This window comes from Burkholderia sp. 8Y (genome assembly GCF_902506145.1).
Classification (GTDB): Bacteria; Pseudomonadota; Gammaproteobacteria; order Burkholderiales; family Burkholderiaceae; genus Caballeronia.
In genome coordinates, this window is the sequence record NZ_LR733519.1 from 778,687 (window position 1) to 798,632 (window position 19,946).

Consider the following 19,946-nt stretch of genomic DNA (forward strand, 5'->3'; position numbering starts at 1 on the left):
GCTTGCGCAAGCGTGGCGACGCTGATCGCTTCCGGGTGCGCCGATAACGGTTCGGGTTCGGGATCGGGCTCGGGCTCGACCGGCATGAACAAGACTACCTCGGGCGCACTGCTCGGCGCCGGCGCTGGCGCGGCACTCGGAGGCATCTTTGGTCATGGAAAGGCCGGCGCAATCGTCGCGGGCGGGCTTGCTGGCGGATTGCTCGGCGGTGTCATTGGTCATGAAATGGATGAGCGGGATCGCGAGGCGCGCGACCGGGCGCTTCAGGAGGCGCTGCAAAGCACGAAAAACAGCCAGCCAAAGCACTGGCACAACGCGAAGACCGGCAACTCGGGGACCATCAAGCCGCTGAACGGCTACACGACGGCTGCGAACGCGCAGACATGCAGGGATTTCACCGAATCCTACGTCAAGGAAGGAAAGACCTATGAGCAGACTGCGCATGCGTGCCGCAACTCGAAAGGGGAGTGGCAACTGGCCGACAAGTGATGTCCTTGCACTGCGGCGCGGTGGACGGCTGAGGCGCTCGTCGCTGCTGTGTACGATCGTCGCGGCGGGCGTGCTTGCGGGTAAGGCCGGGCACGGAGCGCGCGACGAAGTCGATACCGCGCAGGTTCGCCCCATCAAAGCGGACTCGATACCCTTCGGCACCGACAGCGAACGTTCCGCGCGTCTTCTTCGCAGTGGCACCGCCTTCTTCGTGACGAAAGCGGGCGAGTTGCTCACGAGCGGCCATATCGTGCGCGGCTGCCGGCGTATCGATGTGTGGACTGACGACGGCGCGAGGCTCGCCGCGTCGTTGACGGCGATCGATGCTCGCATGGATGTGGCTCTGCTCACGACGCGTCAGCGCGTGAGCCTGATCCCCGTGTTCAGGGAGGGACCGCTTTCGAGACATGAGCCGGTGTTCACCATCGGCTACGGTCTCACGGCGTCGACGCCGTTGCAGCCGGTCATCACACGGGGCCGCGTGAACGGCACGGTCGACGAGAAGTCGCGCCGCCTTCTCGTCATGCAGGCGGCGCTTTACGAGGGAAACAGCGGCGGTCCGGTCCTCGACGAACACGGGCTGCTGATCGGCATGGTTGCGGGGCGCTACGCGAACGAGCCCGATCTCGGCGTCGCGATTCGCGCGGGCGACCTGGCGCGATTTCTCGATGTGAGCGCCGTGATGCCGCAGCCGTCAGCGGACCGCCCGCCCGGTGCGGAATCCCGACAGACGTTGCGCAAGATCTCCGCACTCGTTCAGTGCGCGGACTAGCCGGCACGAAGGCCGCCACAGGGCCTTTCGATTCCTTCAGAGCGTTCGCTCGTCGTAGCACCCCGGCGCGCTCGACTCACGACAGCCATGACCACCGATACGCCAACCAGCTTTCCTCTTCTGCCGCGTTCGATTTCGGTGATGGTGTCCGGCCATCGGCGCAAGCGGAAGTTCCTGCCCTTTCGCACCGATCTGCATCGCGCGTTCGCGACCCTCGACACCGTGCTCGAGAAGTTCGCCCAGATTCAAAATGACGGAGCGCGGGCGGATGCCTCGTTTCCGCCCGAGCTTTACGATCGCGGTCCGACGACGATACGCGTGATCACCGGACATGCGGACCGCGTCGATCGACACGCGATTCGGAAGGCTGGCGATCTCGACTTGCGGGTCAACTTGATCGTGCCTGACGAGTTCCATGGCATGACTCCGGACAAGCCGGAACGGTCGGTTTCCTTCGGGTGCCCGCATTCGGTATCGGAGAAAGACAACGCGCCGTTCGCCACGCGTGACGAATTCGCGCTCAGTTACGCGGATATTCTTGTCGTTGTCTGGGACGGCGACACGCCTCCCGGTGCGCCGGGCGGCGTGGTGTGGCTGATCCAGCAGGCGGTGGCGATGGGCTTGCCTGTGCTGTGGATCGATCTGCAGGGGCACGTCAGTACCATTGCCGATCATCGCGTCACCGAGCTATGGCTTCACAGGCTGAAGCGCACGACCCTGGAGCAGGGGCTGCTCGCGGGCCTGTTCGAAGCGTATGACATCGATAATGGCGTGTTGATCGATTCTCTGCGGCGTCGGCTCAATCCGTTCGACGCGGGCCTCGTCTCGCCAAGTCTGCAAACGGATGTGCTTCGCTCGTACGCCACCGAAACGCACGGTTCGCCGTTGATGGAAGCTCGCGTGGGCTGGTTCGAGCAATTCATGACGTCGCTTTTCCGTGTGCGGCCCTGTGACTTCGTGAATAGTCTGTCGAGGCTGGTGCTGGGAACGCGCACTTGCAAACAGAAACACGAAACGAGTGAAGCTTCGCATTCGGGTCCGCTTGCGGCTCGTTTCGACTGGAGCGATGCGCGGGCGAACGTTGCGGGACGCAGGCATGGCAGCGCCACTTGGCTGCTATATATGCTTTCTTCGGCGGCGGTGTTCGCTTCGGTCGCCGGAATCGAGCAGTTTGGTCGGGGGAGGTGTTTCTGGTTCTCGCAATGCTCCGGCGACGTTAAGACGGTCTGGCCGTGGATCGAGCTAGCTCTCGTACTGATTATTCTGTACTCGTTCGTCCGCGCGGGGCGCCTGCACTGGCACCGGCTTTGGCTCGGACATCGCTTCGTGGCCGAGCAGATCCGGTATTTGCAGATGCTCGAACCCTTTCTCGCAGTTCCCGCGCCGTTCAACGAGCCGCTCATCACGTACCATCAAGGTCACTACCGGCTGCGCAATGCCGAACTGTGGCTATTGCAGCGATCTTTGAGCGCGGGCGGCTTTCCGGCGCTCTACGAGACTTACCGCCTTGCATCGCAAAGCGTGCCCGAACGGGGCAGGCGGCTGGAAGAAGCAGTGGAACTCCAGTTTGTCTTTCACAGGAAGAAGCATAAAGCTGCGCACAGCTTGCACAGGCGCATGGAGCTGTGTGCCACGGTCTTGTTCGGTGTCGCCGCGCTTTGTACAGTGAGCCACATCGCGGCGCATCTCTGCGAGTCGTGGCCGGTCTGCACCGATCGGTTCGAGGCGTTGCTGCCGCGCGACGAACGCTGGCTGTCGCTCTTCAGTGCATCGCTGCCTGCGCTAGGCGCCGCACTGCATGGCGTTATGACGAAGCTGGAGTTCGGACGTATCGCGGAGCAATCGAACAAGGTGCAAGCGAGGCTCGAGGTGTTGCTCAGCGAGGTGCGTTTCACCATGACGAGACCGGATTTGAGCGGCTGGCAGCCGATGGCCGATCTACGCCACGACGCCTGCGAGATCGCCGAGCTGCTCGGCGACGAAAACGTGCAGTGGCGCGATCTGATCAACTACCAGAGGACGGAGCTTCCATGAGCGACGAGCTTTCGATGCCGGACCTCACGCGTGATACGGAGGCGCGGCGGGTGATCAAACGCCCCGTTCCCGTCACGGTGCGGTTTGCGGATAGCGACGGAACGTGCGAGACGCTCGAAGGCCCCGTACGCTTTCGCGCCGGCGACGCGATCGTGACCGGAACCTTGAATGAAGAGTGGCCTGTCAGCAGGGACCGCTTCGAAGAGACCTATGAACGTGTAGCGGAAGGCGTGTATCGCAAGCGTCCGGTCGTGGCGTACGCGCTTCTTTTGAAGTCGCCGGTGCGTGTGCTCGTCGGGGCTCAAAGCGATGTGCTCGAAGGGCAACCGGGCGACTGGCTGATCCAGTATGACGAGGGCGAGTACGGCATCGTGGACGCCGAAGTCTTCGCGCGTGTCTATGACGTGGTGCAGCAGTGAAGGAGCGACGCGCATCCGTCGATACAGACGCCGAATTGCCGAAAACGTCTCACTCCCGCCGCTGCCGCGACGCAATCTCCCCGAGCAGCGAGAACAGCTTGCCCACGTCGAGCGGCTTGACGAAGTGGTGATCGAAGCCTGCGGCAAGCGCCTTGTCTCTGTCCTGTTGCAAGCCGTATCCCGTGATCGCGACGAGAACCGCATCCGCCGTGCGCGGCTGACTCTTCAGTAGCGACGCCAACTGATACCCGTCCATGTCCGGCAAGCCGATATCGAGAAGACACACGTGCGGAACCCAATGCTCCGTTTCGTGCATGGCGCTGATTCCGTTCCCGGCCACGCGTACTTCGTTGCCGAGCGTCTCCATCAACATGGCGAGCGTCTCCGACGCGTCGGTGTTGTCGTCGACGATCAACACGCGCAGGCGAGTGAGGAACGGCGCATCCGGCGAGTCATCCGCTTTCGTTTCACGTTGCGGCGCAATCACCTCGGCGTGGGGAAGACACACGACGAACGTGCTGCCCTTGCCGGGGCCGGCGCTATACGCTCGGACGGTCCCGCCATGCAGCGCGACAAGGCTGCGCACGAGCGCGAGCCCTATGCCGAGTCCCCCTTGCGTGCGATCGGAGTTGCGTTCCGCCTGCGAAAACAGATCGAAGGCGCGCGCCGCGACGTCGGGCGTCATCCCGATGCCGTTATCCGCCACCGTCACCTTGATGAACTTGCCTTCGGCCGCGACGGAGAATTCGATGTCGCCTTTATCGGGCGTATATTTGGCCGCGTTGTTGAGCAGGTTGACGAAGACCTGAGTCAGCCGCTTTTCGTCGGCGCGAACCAGCGCAGCGGACGACAAGGTATGCAGCGACAGGCGATGCATTTTCCGTTCGATGATCGGCCTGACCTGCTCGATGGCGTCAGCTGCGATGCGGTTGGCATCGAGCACTTCCATGTCGAGCTTGATGAGCCCTTGCGTCACGCGGGAGACGTCGAGAAGATCGTCGATCAGGCCGGTCATGTGCTTCACTTGCCGCGAGATGATCTCGCACGACTTGCTGACCCGGCGTGCGTCGCTGGGCGCGGCGCGCATGAGTTGCGCGGCGCTGGCAATCGGCGATAACGGATTGCGCAGTTCGTGCGACAGCATCGCGAGGAACTCGTCCTTGCGCCTGTCGGCAAGACGCAGTTCCTCTTCCGCGTTGATGCGATCGGTGATGTCCAGTTGCGCGACGACTGCGCCTATCACGCCTCCATGGTCGTCCCTGATCGGCGCGCCCGTGCTCAGTATGGTGCGCCGATTGGGCGGATCGTCGAAGCTTTCGATCGAAACGATGTCGGTCGTCGCGGCACTGCCTTGAAGCACGCGCGCAATCGTCCAGTCGTGAGCATCGAGCAACTGGCCGTGCTTGTCCGAATGATCCGCCCAGCGTCCCTTCCATTGCCTGAAATCGTCGATGGTCGAGGGACGGGGATGCGCCTCGCCCCATAGCTGAACGAAAGAACGGTTCACGCGCTCGATGCCGCCATGCTGATCGCAGACGACGATGCCAATGGGCGCCGCTTCAAGCACCGCGTCTAGGCGGCGCGTCACATCGACTGCTTCACGCGCGGCGGCCCGCGCGCTTCGCTCGCTTGCGAGAAGCCGCTCCTCGCTCGTGCGCTGCTCGGTGATATTCGAGAACAGCACGCCGACCTGATTCGGTGTGGACGCGTCAGGGCGGAACGCATAGATATCGAACCAGCGGTTGAGCTTCGAGGCCTTCACCTGCGCGTGGATCGGCACGCCGTTCTTGGCGACCGAGCCGTAGATTTCAAAAAAATGTCGGTCATGGCCGGGCACCAGTTCCGACATATTTCTTCCCACGGCGTTGGTCACGCTCGTCTGTGCTTCGAATGCCGGGTTCACGGTCAGGAAGCGGTAGTCCACGGGCTCTCCGCTTTCATCGAATGCCATCTCCACGACGCAGAATCCCTGATTGATCGCGTCGAAAAGAGTGCGGAAACGTTGTTCGCTTGCGGCCAGAGCCTTTTGCGTCAGATGCGCGGCGGTCACATCCGTGGTCGTGTGAGAGACGCAGAGGAGCGCGCCTTCCGCATTGAAGATCGGCGTGTTCACCGCGCTCCAGAAGCGTTCCTCGTAACGCGTCGTGCCGTCTTCGGCGGTCACCCAAAGAGGGAACCGCTGCAACGGCAAGTGGTCGGCGCGTCCCGTTTCTCTCGCCCGCGCAATCGATTGGCGCAGCGCCTCGACGCCCGTGTCGTTCGTGTCGGCTTCGTTATGAGGAAAGATGTCGAAGAGACTCTTGCCCACCATGTCTTCGCGACGCAGCGTCGAGACTTTCAGGAACGCGTCGTTCACTGCGAGAACGATGGCTTCCGGAGTGGGAGAGAGCAGGTAGCTGCCGACGGGGGCGGTGTTGAAGATTTCTTCGAATATCGAAGGCAAAGCCATAGGCACGGTGGACGCAGGCTGACACTGCGTCGCAATTTCACATGGACAAGCCTACGCTTTCGCAACGACCGTGCCGGGTGTCCGCGCACATGCCGCGAACGGTCTAATGCTGCGGTGCGCCTTCATGCGGGCAGCGTCGCGCCGTGATAGACGGTCAATATGGCCGAAGCGGTGCCCTCGGTTGAAAGAGACGTGATGCTAGAGGCCCGCTACCCGCACCGCCAAGAATATCGAACGCTATCCATATCGAGCATGCAGCGTGCAATGCATATCACGATTTCTTGCTTAGGCCGCGCGTGGACCGTTGTTACGATGACCGGCAACACGGCATCGACGATGCCATCGCCCATCGCCTGAGGAATCACGAATGTCATATCGAAACGCGCCCCCGTCATCCACTCGCAGACGCGCGCTCATCACGCTCGCGGCGCTCGGCGCGACGGTGATGGCGCCGCATGCCGCGCGCGCCGGCGATGCGGGCAGGACGCTGCGCATCGGCTATCAGAAGTATGGCAACTTCGTCGTGTTGAGGGCGCGCGGCACGCTCGAAAAGCGCCTCGCGCCGCAAGGCGTCAGCGTGCAGTGGCTCGAATTTCCGGCGGGACCGCAACTGTTCGAAGGGCTCAATGCGGGCGCCGTCGATATCGGCACGGTCGGCGAGACGCCGCCGATCTTCGCGCAGGCCGCGGGCGTCGATTTCGTCTATGTCGGTAATGAGCCGTCGGCGCCGCGGGCAGAGGCCATCGTCGTGCCGAAGGACTCCGGTATCCGTTCGGTCGCCCAACTGCGCGGCAAGAAAATCGCGCTGAACAAGGGCTCGAATGTGCATTACCTCTTTGTCGAGGCACTCAGGAAGGCGGGGCTTTCTTACGCAGACATTCAACCCGTCTATCTCGCGCCCGCCGACGCCCGCGCGGCATTCGTTCAGGGCAGCGTCGATGCGTGGGTGATCTGGGATCCGTATTTCGCCGCCATCGAGCGCCAGGCCAATGCGCGACCGCTCGTCGACGGCACCGGGCTCGTGCGCAACATTCAGTTCTACGTCGCGGCGCGAAAGTATGCGGCAGAGCAGCCGCAAATCGTGCGCGCGGTGCTCGAAGAACTCGATCATGTCGATCGCTGGTCGCGCGACAATCTCCCGGCCGTCGCGGCGCAACTGTCGCCGCTCGTCGGGCTGGACACGGGGACCATCGAGCACGCGTTGCAGCGCACCGCGTACGGCATTGAGTCCATTTCGCCCGCGACGCTCGCGTATCAGCAGCAAATCGCCGATACGTTCACCACGCTCAGGCTGATTCCGAAGAAGCTCGACGTGACCGAGGCGCGCTGGAACGTCGCCTGACGAACGATGCACGCGAATTCGTTTCGACATCCTGAATATTTGCACTTCGCGAGAAAAGTCCAAGCATGAATGTCTTCTGGTTCATCCCGACTCATGGCGACAGCCGCTATCTCGGCACGTCGCAAGGCGCGCGTGCCGCCGATTACGATTACTTCCGCCAGATAGCCGTTGCCGCCGACACGCTCGGCTATGAAGGCGTGCTGCTGCCGACGGGCCGCTCGTGCGAAGACGCCTGGGTGGTCGCGTCGAGCCTCATTCCCGCGACGCGGCGCCTCAAGTTTCTGGTCGCGATCCGGCCGGGGCTGAGTTCGCCGGGCCTCTCGGCGCGCATGGCGTCCACCTTCGACCGGCTCTCGAACGGGCGCCTGCTCATCAACGTTGTGACGGGCGGCGATCCGAACGAACTTGCCGGCGATGGCGTCTTCGAAAGTCACGACACGCGCTACGAAATCACGGACGAGTTCTTGAGCATCTGGCGCGGCCTGCTCGAAAGCTCGCATGAGAAGGGCAATTTCGACTACGCGGGCAAGCATCTGCGCACGGAAGGCGGCAAGGTGCTGTATCCGCCGGTGCAGCGGCCGCATCCGCCATTGTGGTTCGGCGGTTCGTCGCCAGCGGCGCACGAGATCGCGGCGAAGCACATCGACACGTATCTCACGTGGGGCGAGCCGCCCGCCGAAGTCGAGAAGAAACTCGCTGACATCCGCCGCCGCGCAGAGGCGCAAGGGCGCACGATCCGGTTCGGCATCCGCCTGCATGTGATCGTGCGCGAGACGGAAGTTGAAGCCTGGGCCGCTGCCGATAAGCTCATCAGTAAGCTCGACGACGACACCATTCAGCGCGCGCAGGCGCAATTCTCGAAGATGGATTCTGAAGGCCAGCGGCGCATGGCCGCGCTGCACGGCGGCAAGCGCGACAAGCTCGAGGTGTATCCGCATCTGTGGGCGGGCGTGGGGCTCGTGCGGGGCGGCGCGGGAACGGCGCTCGTCGGCAATCCGCAGCAAGTCGCCGGTCTGATGAAGCAATACGCCGAACTCGGCGTCGAGACGTTCATCTTGTCGGGCTATCCGCATCTGGAGGAGTCGTATCGCTTCGCGGAACTCGTGTTTCCGCTGCTGCCGCGCGCTCAGAAAGCGCGCGCGTCGGGACCGCTATCTGGGCCGTTCGGTGAAGTGGTCGGCACGTCGGAACTGCCGAAGGCCGCGCAAGGCTGAGGATCACGATGAACCCGACTTCGACTTTTCGGCGTGCCGGCGCACGCTTCTTGCCGTGGATCGTGCCGCTTCTCATTCTGCTTGCGTGGGAAGCCGCCGCGCGCACGGGCGGCCTCTCGGCGCGCGTGTTGCCTGAACCGCTCGCAGTCGCGAAGGCCGCGTGGTCGCTGATCCAGTCGGGCGAACTGTGGACCGACGTAAGAGTGAGCGCGTGGCGTGCGCTCGCCGGCTTCGCGGTCGGCGGCGGCATCGGCTTCGTGCTCGGGCTTGCGACGGGGCTTTTCAGGCCCGCCGAAGTCCTGCTGGATTCCACCGTGCAGATGATCCGCAACATTCCCGCGCTCGCGATGATTCCGCTTCTGATTCTCTGGTTCGGTATCGGCGAGGAGGCCAAACTCGTGCTCGTGGCGCTGGGCGTGTTTTTTCCCGTGTACGTGAACACATATCACGGCATTCGTTCCGTGGACCGCGACCTGATCGAAATGGCCCGAAGCTACGGCCTCTCGGGCTTCGCGCTGTATCGGCACGTGATTCTGCCCGGCGCGCTGCCGTCCATTCTCGTCGGCGTGCGCTTCGCGTTGGGCCTGATGTGGGTCATGCTGATCGTCGCGGAAACCATATCCGCGCAATCGGGCATCGGTTACATGACGATGAACGCCCGCGAGTTCATGCAAACGGATGTCGTCGTGCTGGGCATTCTGCTTTACGCGCTGCTCGGCAAGCTCGCGGACATGGGCGCCCGCGCCATCGAGCGCGCCAGCCTGCGCTGGCATCCCGCTTATCAAAACGAGGGCCTTTCGTGAATACCATTTCCGTCGATACGCTCGATCTCGCGCAGCGGCCGCAAGCGCCTGAATCGCTGCGCGCGGAGCCGCTTGCCCGAGCGCGTTCCGGCCGGGACGTCGCTGTCTCGCTGCGCGGCGTCGAAAAACGCTTCGGCGAGCGCCGCGTGCTGGCGAACCTGGACTTCGCCATCGAGCGCGGCAGCTTCGTGTCGATCGTCGGGCGCAGCGGCTGCGGCAAATCCACCTTGCTGCGGCTGATCGCCGGTCTCGACCAAGCGTCGGGCGGCGTGGTCGAACGCAATGCACCGACGCCGGGCGGCGCGTTGCAGGTTCGCATCATGTTTCAGGACGCGCGGCTCTTGCCGTGGAAGAGCGTCCTCGACAACGTGATGATCGGTTTGCCGGGCGAGCGGCGCGACGAAGCGCGTGCGACGCTCGCCGAAGTAGGGCTCTCCGAGCGCGAGAAGGACTGGCCGTCGCGGTTGTCCGGCGGTCAGCGTCAGCGCGTGGCGCTGGCGCGTGCGCTGGTGCATCGGCCGGATCTGCTGCTGCTCGATGAACCGCTCGGCGCGCTCGACGCGTTGACGCGCATCGAAATGCACGGCTTGATCGAGCGGCTGTGGCGCGAGCACGGATTCACGGCGCTGCTCGTCACGCATGACGTGCAGGAAGCGGTGTCGCTCGGCGATCGCATCGTGTTGATCGAGCAAGGGCGCATCACGCTGGATACGCTCGTTGCCCTGTCGCGGCCGCGTTTGCGCACGGCACAGGGATTCGCCGAACTCGAAGAACGCGTGTTGTCGCGCGTGCTGCGTCCGGCGTGATCCTGCGATGGCGCTAGCTCTGCGCCACCGCCACTTCTTGCTCCGCGACAGACCACGCGTCGGGCCGATGCGCGCCGAACGCGTGCGTGAAGCTCGCGGCTTGCTGCCCGACCGTGCGAAGCTGCGCGACGACCTTCGGGTCCGAGCACGTATCAGCGGACTCGAAGCGCGTCTCGAGCGTGTTGACCGCTGCGCCGAACGGCGTCGGCCAGCCGCGCAGCGCATGCACGATCGAGCGCAGCGACGTCAGCACCGTGCCCGCTGCCTGCCAGCCGTAGGCGGTGACGATGCTGCCGACCGCGCGTCCATCGAGATACGGACGCTCGTCGAGCCGCAGTTCCTCGAGCGTATCGAGCGCGTTCTTCACGAGACCCGAGATGCCGCCGTGATAGCCGGGCGTCGCGATGACGAGTGCATCCGCGGCGCGCACAGCTTCGATGAGTTCGTGCTGCTCGTCGGTGAGTTCGCGCGATTCGGGCGCGTAATGCGGAAGGCTGTGCAGGAACGCGCCGCCGAACAACTGCACGCGTGCGCCGGATTCCTGCGCGCCCTTGAGCGCGAAGGCCAGCGCGCGTTCCGTGGATGAAGCGGGCCGCGTCGTGCCGCCGATTCCGACGACGAGCGGACGGCGCGATGTTTCGGTTCGGGTCAAGTGCGATGCTCCTGCAGAGTGAACGGTGCGAACCGTCGGATCGGTCATCATAGCCAGCGGGGGTGCTTCGCGGAACGCATGAATTTCGCTAAGGATATGCGGCGGTGGAAGCAACTGATCGAAGCAGCAGTATGTGAACGGGTTAGCCAATCGCTCTTCGGCGATTCCAAGGCCATCTAGACCGCAGGTTTGATTCAATCCGCCTGCCGCGCGGCGGGCGGGCAGTCGGTCCTGAACCAGACATCGATCTGACGCTGCGCCGCCTGGAGATCCTCCGGATAGTACGGATCGAACCATCGCGACGGGTCGTAGCCCGCTTGCCTGAGCGCCGTCAGTTCGCTTGCGTTCCGCTCGCGGTTTGGCGGCGCGTTGTTCCGGATGGCTGCGAGATCGCGGCATTGCGTCGGAGTCAGATGCGAGGTGTTCTGCGGCGGGCTGCCGGCGGCGCAGCCCGCGAGCAGGCATGCCCATGCCGAGAGCATCGGCCAGTTGATCGGCACAGTTTTCATGGCGTGTGTTCCGTGTTTGTCGCGAGGCATCGCAGATGGAAGCAAGGCGGATGCCTCCACGCTTGACCATAACCATCTTCCACCCGATGCGTGACGCGAACCGTGCTCAGGGTCAGCGATTCCGCTGATACGAATGTTTGCATGCCGAATGCGTGCCTTTCGGAAAATATAATTAGGACATTTGATGAAGCGCGCGAGACCGCAGGCGGCATATGATGTCAGCCACCGACCCCGCGCCATCGACGCACGCGAACCTCGCGTCGCGGATCGCGGTCAATCGGTGCATCTCAATCGAAAGAGGATATCGACAATGAACAAAATCGACCGCAACGCACTCGCGATTGCACAGCTCGCCGGCGGCGCCGCCAAGAGCACGAGCGGCACGGGCGGCACGTCCCCGGCTGGCGGCTCGACCGTCCCGTCGGGCGGCACCAGCACGCAGACCGGCACGGCCACTTCGGTCATCACCGTGAACGGTCAGCAAGTCATCAATCAGACGGTCACGTTCTGATATTGCGTGAAGCACGAAAGGCGAACTTCGGGTCCGCCTTTCGTGCTGTTGAAGCGTTCGGAGTCAGGACGCTTCGATCGTTTTGCTGCCGCTTTGCGAGCGCTTTTGCAATGCTTCGGTCGTTTCGCCTTCGCCGTCAGGCAGCCAGCCGGGCGGGCGCAGCACGAAGCCGATCGCCTGAGACACGCTCTTCGCGCGGAACACGTCTTTCGCGAGGCTCGCCCAGTGCTCCGTCTGGACGACGATCGGGTTGTGCGACGTGGTCGGCGTCGTGAGTCCGTACCGGCAGGGTTCATCGGCGCGTTCCTCGACATACGTGCCGAACAGTCGGTCGAAGATCACCAGCACGCCACCGAAGTTGGCATCGAGATAAGCCGCGTTCGATGCATGGTGCACGCGGTGCGCCGACGGCGTGTTGAACACGTATTCCAGCCAGCCGAGCTTCGGAATCCACGTGGCATGAAGCCAGAATTGGTAGAGCAGGTTGATCGAGAGCGCGGCGAGCACCACTTCCGGCTTGAGGCCCAGCCATACGAGCGGCGTGAAGAACAGCGCGGCGCCCGTGATTTTCGAAGTCCACCCCAGCCGATACGCTGAAGAGAGCGTCAACTGGTTCGGCGAATGATGGACCGCGTGCGTCGCCCAGAAAAAGCGAACCGTGTGCGACGCGCGGTGATACCAGTAGTAGCAGAACTCCATGCCGATGAAGAGCAGGAACACGGTCAGCGGCGTATTGGCCGTCACCGTGTGGATGCGGTGTTCCCACGCGAACGCGAAGAACGGTGTCGCGAGCGAGAGCGGCACGAACGCCAGCAATTTGCGGCCGACGAGATCGGTGAGCGAGATCCAGACCTCGTGCCAGTCGAACGCCTTCTTCGTGCCTTTGTGTTTGCGGCTCAGCCAGATCGCTTCGATCATCGACGCCGCGAGCACGATGACCAGCACATACAACGATACCTTTCCGATCAGTTCCATGATGTTCGCCGTTGGTGGGTTGCGTATGTGCCCAATGTAGCGACGCGTCCTGTTTAAAACCACGCGCAACTTATTTCACGGAATGTCATGCGCCAAAGACGCAATGCGAGGCGCTTGCCCTTGCACGACACCGCCGCTACAATTGCGAACGATTCCCATTTGCACGAAGCGCGATTCATGGCCCGAGCCGCACGCATCATCGTTTTCCAGGCACCCTCGGCATGAGGCGCGTGCTGGTGCAACTGCATCGCTGGTTCGGCCTGGCGACCGCGCTGTTTCTTTTCGTGTCGGGGCTGACAGGCGCCATCATCGCGTGGGATCACGAAATCGACGCACTGCTCAACCCGTCCTTCTTCCATGCGCGTAGCCAGTCCGCGCCGCTTGAGCCGCTCGAACTTGCGCGTCGGGTAGAAGCGGGCCATCCGCAGGTTCAGGTCACGTATCTGCCGCTCGGCGTGGAGCCGGGGCATACCGTGCAAATGATGGTCGTGCCGCGCACGAATCCGGCGACCGGCGCGGCTTACGCGATCGACTACAACCAGATCGCCGTCGATCCGGCAACGGGCGAGGTGCAGGGGCGCAGGATGTGGGGCGCGCTGTCGCTGGCGCGCATCGACGTGATGCCCTTTCTGTACAAGCTGCACTACACGCTGCATCTGCCGATCATCGGCGGGTTCGACACCGGGACGTGGCTGCTCGGGATCGTCGGCATCGTATGGCTGTTCGATAGCGGGATTGCCCTCGTGCTGTCGTTTCCGCGCGTGAAGGCGTGGCGCAAGTCGCTCGTGTTTCGCTTGAGGCGCGGCGGCTACGCGCTGACGTTCGATCTGCATCGCTCCGGCGGCGTGTGGATCTGGGCGCTGCTCGCGATGGTCGCGCTCACGTCAGTGTCGATGAATCTGGGCGCTCCGGTCGTCCGTCCGATCGTCTCGCTGTTCTCGACGCTCTCGCCGTCGCTGACCGAAAACGCCGCGCTCGTGCGCGCGGCTCCGGCGGGGCGCGCACTCGCGACGCGCGAGCAAATTCTCGCCGCCGCCGTGACCGACGCGAAGCGCGAGCACATCGCGGCGCCGATGGGCGCGCTGTACTACGTGCCCGCGTTCGAAGCGTACGGCGTGGGATTCTTCGCGCCGGGGCAGGACCACGGCGACGGCGGGCTCGGCAACCCTTGGCTTTACTACAACGGTCACACCGGCACGCTCGCGGGCTCGTCGATTCCGGGGCGCGGCTCGGCGGGCGACGTCTTCATGCAGGCGCAGTTTCCGCTGCATTCGGGGCGCATCGCGGGCGTCGCCGGGCGCATTGCCATAAGCGCGGTGGGGATCGCCGTCGCGGTGTTGAGCGCGACGGGTTTGATTATCTGGATGCGAAAACGCGCGGCGCGTCGCCATTCGGCGGCTGCGGCGAACGCGCGGGCGGCGCGCGGCCGGTCGGTGGCGTCCTGATCGCCTCGCCCTGAGAAGCGTGCGACGTTGCGTCTCGAACGAAACGTCGCCGGCTTTAATGATAATGAATCGCATTTACGCTAAAATCCGCCGCTGCATGCAAACCGTCGCCGAACGCGACGCGCAACGCAAATAAAACCACGCCGCCCGGATTCCTTCAGACGCCCCGGGACGGGAGACCGACCATCACCGACGTTTTTCCGATTCATGCCCGCTTTCCATCGACAATCCTCGCATTCCGTGCCTGCCAACGCGCTGGCATCGCGCGCCGCCATCGTCGCGGCCATCGCAGCTGCTTTCTCCATCGCCGCCCACGCGCAATCCACCGATACCGGCAGCACTGATGCGGCGGCGACGAGCACGCTTCCGGCCGTGAAAGTGCAGGCGTCGAAAGAGCCGTTGCCGGGCGAACTCGCGCCGACGTTCGGCGGCGGACAGGTCGCGCGCGGCGCGGACTTCGGCGTGCTCGGCCAGCAGCGGGCCATCGACGTGCCCTTCAGCATGACGACCTACACGTCGAAGCTGATCGAGGACCAGCAGGCGCGCACCATCGGCGACGTGCTCGCCAACGATCCGGCCGTGCGTACCGCGTATGGCTTCGGGAATTTCGCGGAGACGTACATCATTCGCGGGTTCGAGTTGCAGGGCGACGACGTCTCGCTCAACGGCCTCTACGGAATCACGCCGCGTCAGCTCGTCGCGACCGATGCGCTCGAACGCGTCGACGTGTTCAAGGGCGCGAACGCGTTTCTGAACGGCGCGTCGCCGAATGGCTCGGCGGTCGGCGGCGGGCTGAATCTGCAGTTGAAGCGCGCGGACGACAAGCCGCTTACGCGCGTGACGCTGGACGGCACGGCGTCGGGCGAGATAGGCGCGCATGTGGACGTGGGCCGGCGTTTCGGCAGCGAAGGGCAGTTCGGCATCCGCGTGAATCAGGCGAATCATGACGGCGAAACGAGCATCGACGGCGAACATCGGCGCGACAACACAACGGCCGTTTCCCTCGACTGGCGCGGCGACAAGCTGCGTCTCTACGGCGATTTCCTGTACCAGCGAGAGCGCGTGAACGGCGGCCGGCCGACCGTGAACGTCAGCGGCGACTTCATTCCTGCAACGCCCTCGGCCACCTACAACTACGCGCAGACGTGGACGTTCAGTTCCATCGAGGACACGGTCGGCATTTTGCGCGCCGAATACGATTTCCTGCCCGGCTGGACCGCGTATGTGTCGGGCGGCGTGCGCCACACGGACGAGCATGGCGACTACGCTTCGCCGACCGTCGGCAACACGGGCACCACGTCGTTCCGTCTGGGCGTGCCGCATCAGGAAGACGGCAGCTCGGCCGAGGCCGGCGTGCGCGGCCACTTCAACACCGGGCCGGTGTCCCACTTTGTCACGGCGGGCGCCTCGATCGTGCGCGTCGATTCGCAATCGGCCTACACCTTCAGCGACACATTTCCGACGAGCCTCTACGCCACGCCGCAAGTCCCATATCCGGCGACGACCTTGTCCGGCGGCAACCTCGCCGACCCGCAGATGACCGCGCTGAATCTGATGCGCAGCGCGTCCGTGTCGGATACGCTCGGCTTCCTGCATGACCGCGTGCTGTTCACGGTCGGCGCGCGCTATCAGGAACTGCACAGCAATACGTTCGATTACACCGGCACGCAGACGCGCGCCTACAACGATTCGATCACAACGCCGCTTTTCGGGCTCGTCGTGAAGCCGTGGGAGAACGTGGCGTTCTTCGCGAACCGCAGCGAGGCGCTGACCATCGGCGAATCGGCGCCGAACACCGCGCTCAACTTCGGCCAGCAGTTGCCGCCCGAGAAGTCGAAGCAATACGAGATCGGCGCGAAGTACGACAACGGCAAATACGGCGCGTCCGTGGCGCTGTTCCAGATCGACAAGCCGCTGACGTACACGGACGCGGCGGGCTTCTTCCTCGATAACGGACGCGAGCGGCATCGCGGCGTGGAGGCGTCGGTGTATGGCGAGCCTGTGCGCGGCGTGCGCCTGATCGCGGGCGCGACCTACATCCACGGCACGCAGCTCGATACCGGCGGCGCCGCGACGGACGGCAACATGCCGATCGGCGTGCCGGCCTTCATGTTCAATGTCAACGCGGAATACGACGTGCCGCTCGTCAACGGCCTCACCGTGACAGCGCGCTGGATTTACACCGGCTCGCAGTATCTGAACGTGACCAACACCCTCGCGATTCCGCACTGGGATCGTTTCGACCTCGGCGCGCGTTACGCCACCGTGCTGTTCGGCAAGCCGACGACCTTCCGTGCGAGTGTGCTGAACGTGGCGAACAAGTCGTATTGGGCATCGACGATCGGCGGCTATCTGACGCAAGGCGCGCCGCGCACGGTGCTGCTTTCCATGACGACGGATTTCTGATTCGCGCCTTGTTTCTGTTCGGACGCGAGGCGGGAGCCGTCGGTATATCGCCGCCATGCGTCTGCCGACGGTATAAAATCAGAAGCACCCGCCTCGCGTTTCGTTGCGCATGTCAATCATGGAACCCACTCAAAGTAAGGAAGCGCCTCGCAAGCGCCTGTCGACGCGATCGCTCAATGTGCTGTCCGCGATGGTCGGCATTACCACGCTCGCGCTCGGCGTAGGCTGGCTGATCTACAGCTGGACCGTGGATCTGGAGGTGCCGTACTTCGCAATTCCGCTCGTGCTCACCGTGCCCGTGATTGCCGCTGTGGCGTTCCGAAACATGTGGGACTAGCGTGTCGACCGACGGACGGTTCAATGTGAGGGAGAAAAACAAAAACGCCGCGATAAACGCGGCGTTTTTGCTTGATGCAGATGCGTTGGTAGGCTCGATTGGACTCGAACCAACGACCCCCACCATGTCAAGGTGGTGCTCTAACCAGCTGAGCTACGAGCCTGTGAAGCCGCGCATTATAGAGACCCTTGCCGCGATGCACAAGCCCGGCGGACCGATTTCTGCGCACACCGGGACGCGGGCGAGGCGCGAAGCGCCTCGGTCATCGCGCTAAAGCATTTTCGCGGATGGACGTAAACAAGAGGTAAGTCATCTCCATCGCGGCCTCGCCCGCTGCTCGTTCATCCAAGCCTTCGCTTCGTGACGCCAATGTCTCATCACACCGCCTCCAGCCCCACCGGCGCCGCACGAACGAGCCACAGCTCCGCCCTGAATCAAGGGTTCCTGTCTTTCTTTCTGGACGCCTGCGCGAAGCACGCGGGCGTCTCCTGGCGCGACATGGGCGCGCCTCTGCTCGCGGCCGTGGGCGCGTACGCGCTCGTCCATCTGGCGCTGGCTTCCGTTTCGAAAAGCGCCGCAATCGGCGGCGGCGTCGCGGCCGGCGTTGTCGTCTATGCGCTCAGCTTGCGCCACGCGCTTCGCGTGGCCGCGCGTCAGCACGCGACCGCCGCGCTCACCAAGGCGCTGCTCGACGCGAACCGCGAGTGTCTGAAGCTGCTCGACTCCGATGGCCGTCTGCTTCGCATCTCGGAGTACGGCGCGGAACTGATGCGCGCGACGGGCCCCGAGCAACTGGCCGGTGCCGACTGGCTCGGCTTCTGGAGCGGCGGCGAGGCGCTCGCGGCGCGCAAGGCGTTCGACGGCGCGCTGCAAGGATCGCGGACATCGTTCACGGGGACGTGCCTCACGACCGTCGGCGAACCGAAGGTCTGGCAGTCGAGGCTCATACCAGTCGAGAAGCCCGGCGGGGGCATTTACGGCGTCCTGTGCGCGTCGCTCGATGTGACCAAGGAAGCCGAACTCGCCGCCGACCTGCGAGCGAAAGAAGCACTCATGTCCGAAATGGAAGCGCACATCGGGCTCTGCTTCTATTCGTATAGCGCGGATTTCAGCTACTTTCATCACATCAGCGCGGGCTGCGCGTCCGTTTTCGGGCTGGACGCGGCGACGCTTCGCGAGCGCCCGGAAGCGTGGATGGAAGTCGTGTTGCCGGAAGACCGGCCGCGCGTCGAGTCGGCCATGCACCAGATTGCCGAAACATCGATCGGTGGCCGCACGCAATATCGCATCCGGACGAAGGGCGGCGCGATCCGCTGGGTTCAAAGCACGGCCTACCCGATACTCGACGCAGCCGGGAAGGTGGCGCGCATCATCGGCGTCACCGAGGACGTGACGGCGGAGCAGGAACGGCTCGTCGAACTGGACCGGCTCGCCTTCACCGATTCGCTCACCGGACTCGCGAACCGTGGCGCGCTCGTGCGCGGCATCGAGGAGCGTTGCCGGCAGGACGCCACGTTCGCGTTGATGTTCGTGGATCTCGACCGCTTCAAGGTGCTCAACGATACGCTCGGTCATACGGCGGCGGACCGGCTGCTCAAATCGCTCAGCGAGGACATTCAGGCCTCGCTGCCGGCGGGTGCCTTCCTCGCGCGGCTCGGCGGCGACGAGTTCGCCGTGCTGATCGACGGCGCCGAAGACAAGGCCCAACTCGCCAGCATCGCCAAAGGCATTCTCGGTGCGTTGCGGCAGACGGGCGAGCCTACCCCGGCGGGCACGTTCGTGACGGCATCCATCGGCATTTCGGTTTTCCCCGAGAATGGCGCGGATCACGAAACGCTGCTGACGAGCGCGGACATTGCGATGTACGCGGCCAAGAAAGCCGGGCGCAACGGCTTCCGTTTCGCCGATCAGGTCGCGACGGGGCGTATCGTCGACTTCAGGCTGGAGCGCGACGTGCCCGCCGCGCTCGCCGACAACCAGTTCGTTCTGCACTATCAGCCGATTCATCAGCCGCACTCGCTCGAAGTGTGCAGCGTCGAGGCGCTGATTCGCTGGCGGCATCCCGCGCATGGTCTCGTACCGCCGGACGTGTTCATTCCGATCCTCGAAGAGAGCGGTTTCATCAACGAAGTCGGCGCGTGGGTGATGGACGAGGCGTTGCGACAGCTTGCGCAGTGGCGGCGAAGCGGGGCGCATGCGCTGGGCGTATCCGTCAATGTGTCGGCGCGACAGTTGCGCGACGCGGCGATCGTCGAGGTCGTGAGCACCGCGCTGCGGCGGCACGGGCTGCCGGCGTCGAGCCTTCAGCTGGAATTGACCGAGAGCGCGTTGATGGAAAATCCCGAACTCGCGCAACGCACGCTGCGCGCGCTGAAGGAACTGGGCGTTCGCATTGCCATCGACGATTTCGGAACCGGATATTCGAGCCTGCGCTATCTCGCCGATTTTTCGCCGGACACGCTGAAGATCGACCGCTCGTTCATCGCGCGGCTGGAAAGCGACTTCGCCATTCACAAGATCGTGCGCGGCATCATCCATTTGTCGCATGCGCTGGGCGTGACCGCCACTGCCGAGGGCGTGGAATACCCGCCGCAGCTTCGGATACTGCGCGACGCGCAATGCGATTTCGTGCAGGGCTACTTACTGAGCAAGCCGGTCGCGCCCGAGCAGGTTTTCGGGCTGTCGGTCGTGGGAAGCGGTTCTGCGGTCATGCGCGATCCGGTCGCGCAAAGACATGCGGGGCCGGTCCCGCATACGGCCTGAGCCGACCTTCTGTCTTTGAA

General features: G+C 64.0%; 17 protein-coding genes and 1 tRNA gene. 13 read left to right on the forward strand and 5 right to left on the reverse strand.

Going from position 1 to position 19,946, the window contains the following annotated elements:
* Nucleotides 1-12: 12 nt before the first annotated feature.
* The 4 genes from GV035_RS03360 to GV035_RS03375 all read left to right on the forward strand — a co-directional run bounded on the left by GV035_RS03360 (nucleotide 13) and on the right by GV035_RS03375 (nucleotide 3,714).
* Complete coding sequence (locus GV035_RS03360) at nucleotides 13-489, forward strand: RT0821/Lpp0805 family surface protein (protein ID WP_159833368.1); 477 nt, start codon at nucleotides 13-15, stop codon at nucleotides 487-489.
* On the forward strand, nucleotides 443-1,261 hold the full coding sequence (locus GV035_RS03365; RefSeq protein ID WP_236572411.1) for a S1 family peptidase: 819 nt from the start codon (nucleotides 443-445) through the stop codon (nucleotides 1,259-1,261). The genes GV035_RS03360 and GV035_RS03365 overlap by 47 nt, the downstream gene beginning before the upstream one ends.
* Nucleotides 1,262-1,348: 87 nt before the next feature.
* The gene (locus GV035_RS03370) at nucleotides 1,349-3,295 is read left to right on the forward strand and encodes a hypothetical protein (RefSeq protein ID WP_159833372.1); all 1,947 of its coding nucleotides are present in this window, start codon (nucleotides 1,349-1,351) and stop codon (nucleotides 3,293-3,295) included.
* Nucleotides 3,292-3,714: a PGDYG domain-containing protein gene (locus tag GV035_RS03375; protein WP_159833374.1), complete on the forward strand. Its 423-nt coding sequence runs from the start codon at nucleotides 3,292-3,294 to the stop codon at nucleotides 3,712-3,714. The genes GV035_RS03370 and GV035_RS03375 overlap by 4 nt, the downstream gene beginning before the upstream one ends.
* A gap of 49 nt (nucleotides 3,715-3,763) precedes the next feature.
* Here GV035_RS03375 and GV035_RS03380 read toward each other — a convergent pair whose 3' ends face one another.
* Nucleotides 3,764-6,163, reverse strand: coding sequence for a hybrid sensor histidine kinase/response regulator (locus GV035_RS03380; RefSeq protein ID WP_159833376.1), 2,400 nt, complete (start codon nucleotides 6,161-6,163; stop codon nucleotides 3,764-3,766).
* A gap of 367 nt (nucleotides 6,164-6,530) precedes the next feature.
* Here GV035_RS03380 and GV035_RS03385 point away from each other — a divergent pair, with 367 nt between their 5' ends.
* The 4 genes from GV035_RS03385 (at nucleotide 6,531) to GV035_RS03400 (ending at nucleotide 10,328) form a co-directional block, all read left to right on the forward strand.
* Nucleotides 6,531-7,505 carry a sulfonate ABC transporter substrate-binding protein gene (locus GV035_RS03385; RefSeq protein ID WP_159833378.1) on the forward strand — a complete coding sequence of 325 codons (975 nt, stop codon included), beginning with the start codon at nucleotides 6,531-6,533 and terminating at the stop codon, nucleotides 7,503-7,505.
* Nucleotides 7,506-7,570: 65 nt separating this feature from the next.
* Nucleotides 7,571-8,719 (forward strand): FMNH2-dependent alkanesulfonate monooxygenase, encoded by a 1,149-nt coding sequence (gene ssuD / locus GV035_RS03390; protein WP_159833380.1) that lies wholly within the window; start codon nucleotides 7,571-7,573, stop codon nucleotides 8,717-8,719.
* A gap of 8 nt (nucleotides 8,720-8,727) precedes the next feature.
* Nucleotides 8,728-9,522 (forward strand): aliphatic sulfonate ABC transporter permease SsuC, encoded by a 795-nt coding sequence (gene ssuC / locus GV035_RS03395; protein ID WP_159833382.1) that lies wholly within the window; start codon nucleotides 8,728-8,730, stop codon nucleotides 9,520-9,522.
* Between the two features lie 5 nt (nucleotides 9,523-9,527).
* Nucleotides 9,528-10,328 (forward strand): ATP-binding cassette domain-containing protein, encoded by an 801-nt coding sequence (locus GV035_RS03400; protein WP_159834936.1) that lies wholly within the window; start codon nucleotides 9,528-9,530, stop codon nucleotides 10,326-10,328.
* A 13-nt stretch (nucleotides 10,329-10,341) separates the two neighbouring features.
* On the opposite strand, the gene GV035_RS03405 is transcribed toward GV035_RS03400, so the two are convergent.
* Both GV035_RS03405 and GV035_RS03410 read right to left on the reverse strand, forming a co-directional pair.
* Entirely contained in the window at nucleotides 10,342-11,028 is a 687-nt protein-coding gene (locus GV035_RS03405) for an NAD(P)H-dependent oxidoreductase (protein WP_201303894.1), read from the reverse strand.
* 146 nt (nucleotides 11,029-11,174) lie between these two features.
* Complete coding sequence (locus GV035_RS03410; RefSeq protein ID WP_159833386.1) at nucleotides 11,175-11,489, reverse strand: DUF4148 domain-containing protein; 315 nt, start codon at nucleotides 11,487-11,489, stop codon at nucleotides 11,175-11,177.
* Nucleotides 11,490-11,799: 310 nt separating this feature from the next.
* Here GV035_RS03410 and GV035_RS03415 point away from each other — a divergent pair, with 310 nt between their 5' ends.
* Entirely contained in the window at nucleotides 11,800-12,000 is a 201-nt protein-coding gene (locus GV035_RS03415) for a hypothetical protein (protein WP_159833388.1), read from the forward strand.
* Nucleotides 12,001-12,063: 63 nt separating this feature from the next.
* Here GV035_RS03415 and GV035_RS03420 read toward each other — a convergent pair whose 3' ends face one another.
* Nucleotides 12,064-12,975, reverse strand: coding sequence for a sterol desaturase family protein (locus GV035_RS03420; RefSeq protein WP_159833390.1), 912 nt, complete (start codon nucleotides 12,973-12,975; stop codon nucleotides 12,064-12,066).
* A 221-nt stretch (nucleotides 12,976-13,196) separates the two neighbouring features.
* On the opposite strand from GV035_RS03420, the gene GV035_RS03425 reads away from it, so the two are divergent.
* From GV035_RS03425 to GV035_RS03435, 3 genes are all read left to right on the forward strand, one after another.
* Complete coding sequence (locus tag GV035_RS03425) at nucleotides 13,197-14,420, forward strand: PepSY-associated TM helix domain-containing protein (RefSeq protein ID WP_159833392.1); 1,224 nt, start codon at nucleotides 13,197-13,199, stop codon at nucleotides 14,418-14,420.
* Nucleotides 14,421-14,627: 207 nt separating this feature from the next.
* A complete protein-coding gene (locus GV035_RS03430) occupies nucleotides 14,628-16,826 on the forward strand; it encodes a TonB-dependent receptor (protein ID WP_159833394.1) in 2,199 nt (732 codons plus the stop codon).
* A gap of 118 nt (nucleotides 16,827-16,944) precedes the next feature.
* Nucleotides 16,945-17,163, forward strand: a complete 219-nt coding sequence (locus GV035_RS03435; protein WP_159833396.1) for a hypothetical protein — start codon at nucleotides 16,945-16,947, stop codon at nucleotides 17,161-17,163.
* 86 nt (nucleotides 17,164-17,249) lie between these two features.
* Here the strand turns inward: GV035_RS03435 and GV035_RS03440 are convergent.
* Nucleotides 17,250-17,326: transfer RNA gene (locus GV035_RS03440), tRNA-Val, on the reverse strand.
* Nucleotides 17,327-17,532: 206 nt separating this feature from the next.
* On the opposite strand from GV035_RS03440, the gene GV035_RS03445 reads away from it, so the two are divergent.
* Nucleotides 17,533-19,926: a putative bifunctional diguanylate cyclase/phosphodiesterase gene (locus GV035_RS03445; RefSeq protein ID WP_159833398.1), complete on the forward strand. Its 2,394-nt coding sequence runs from the start codon at nucleotides 17,533-17,535 to the stop codon at nucleotides 19,924-19,926.
* Nucleotides 19,927-19,946: the final 20 nt, after the last annotated feature.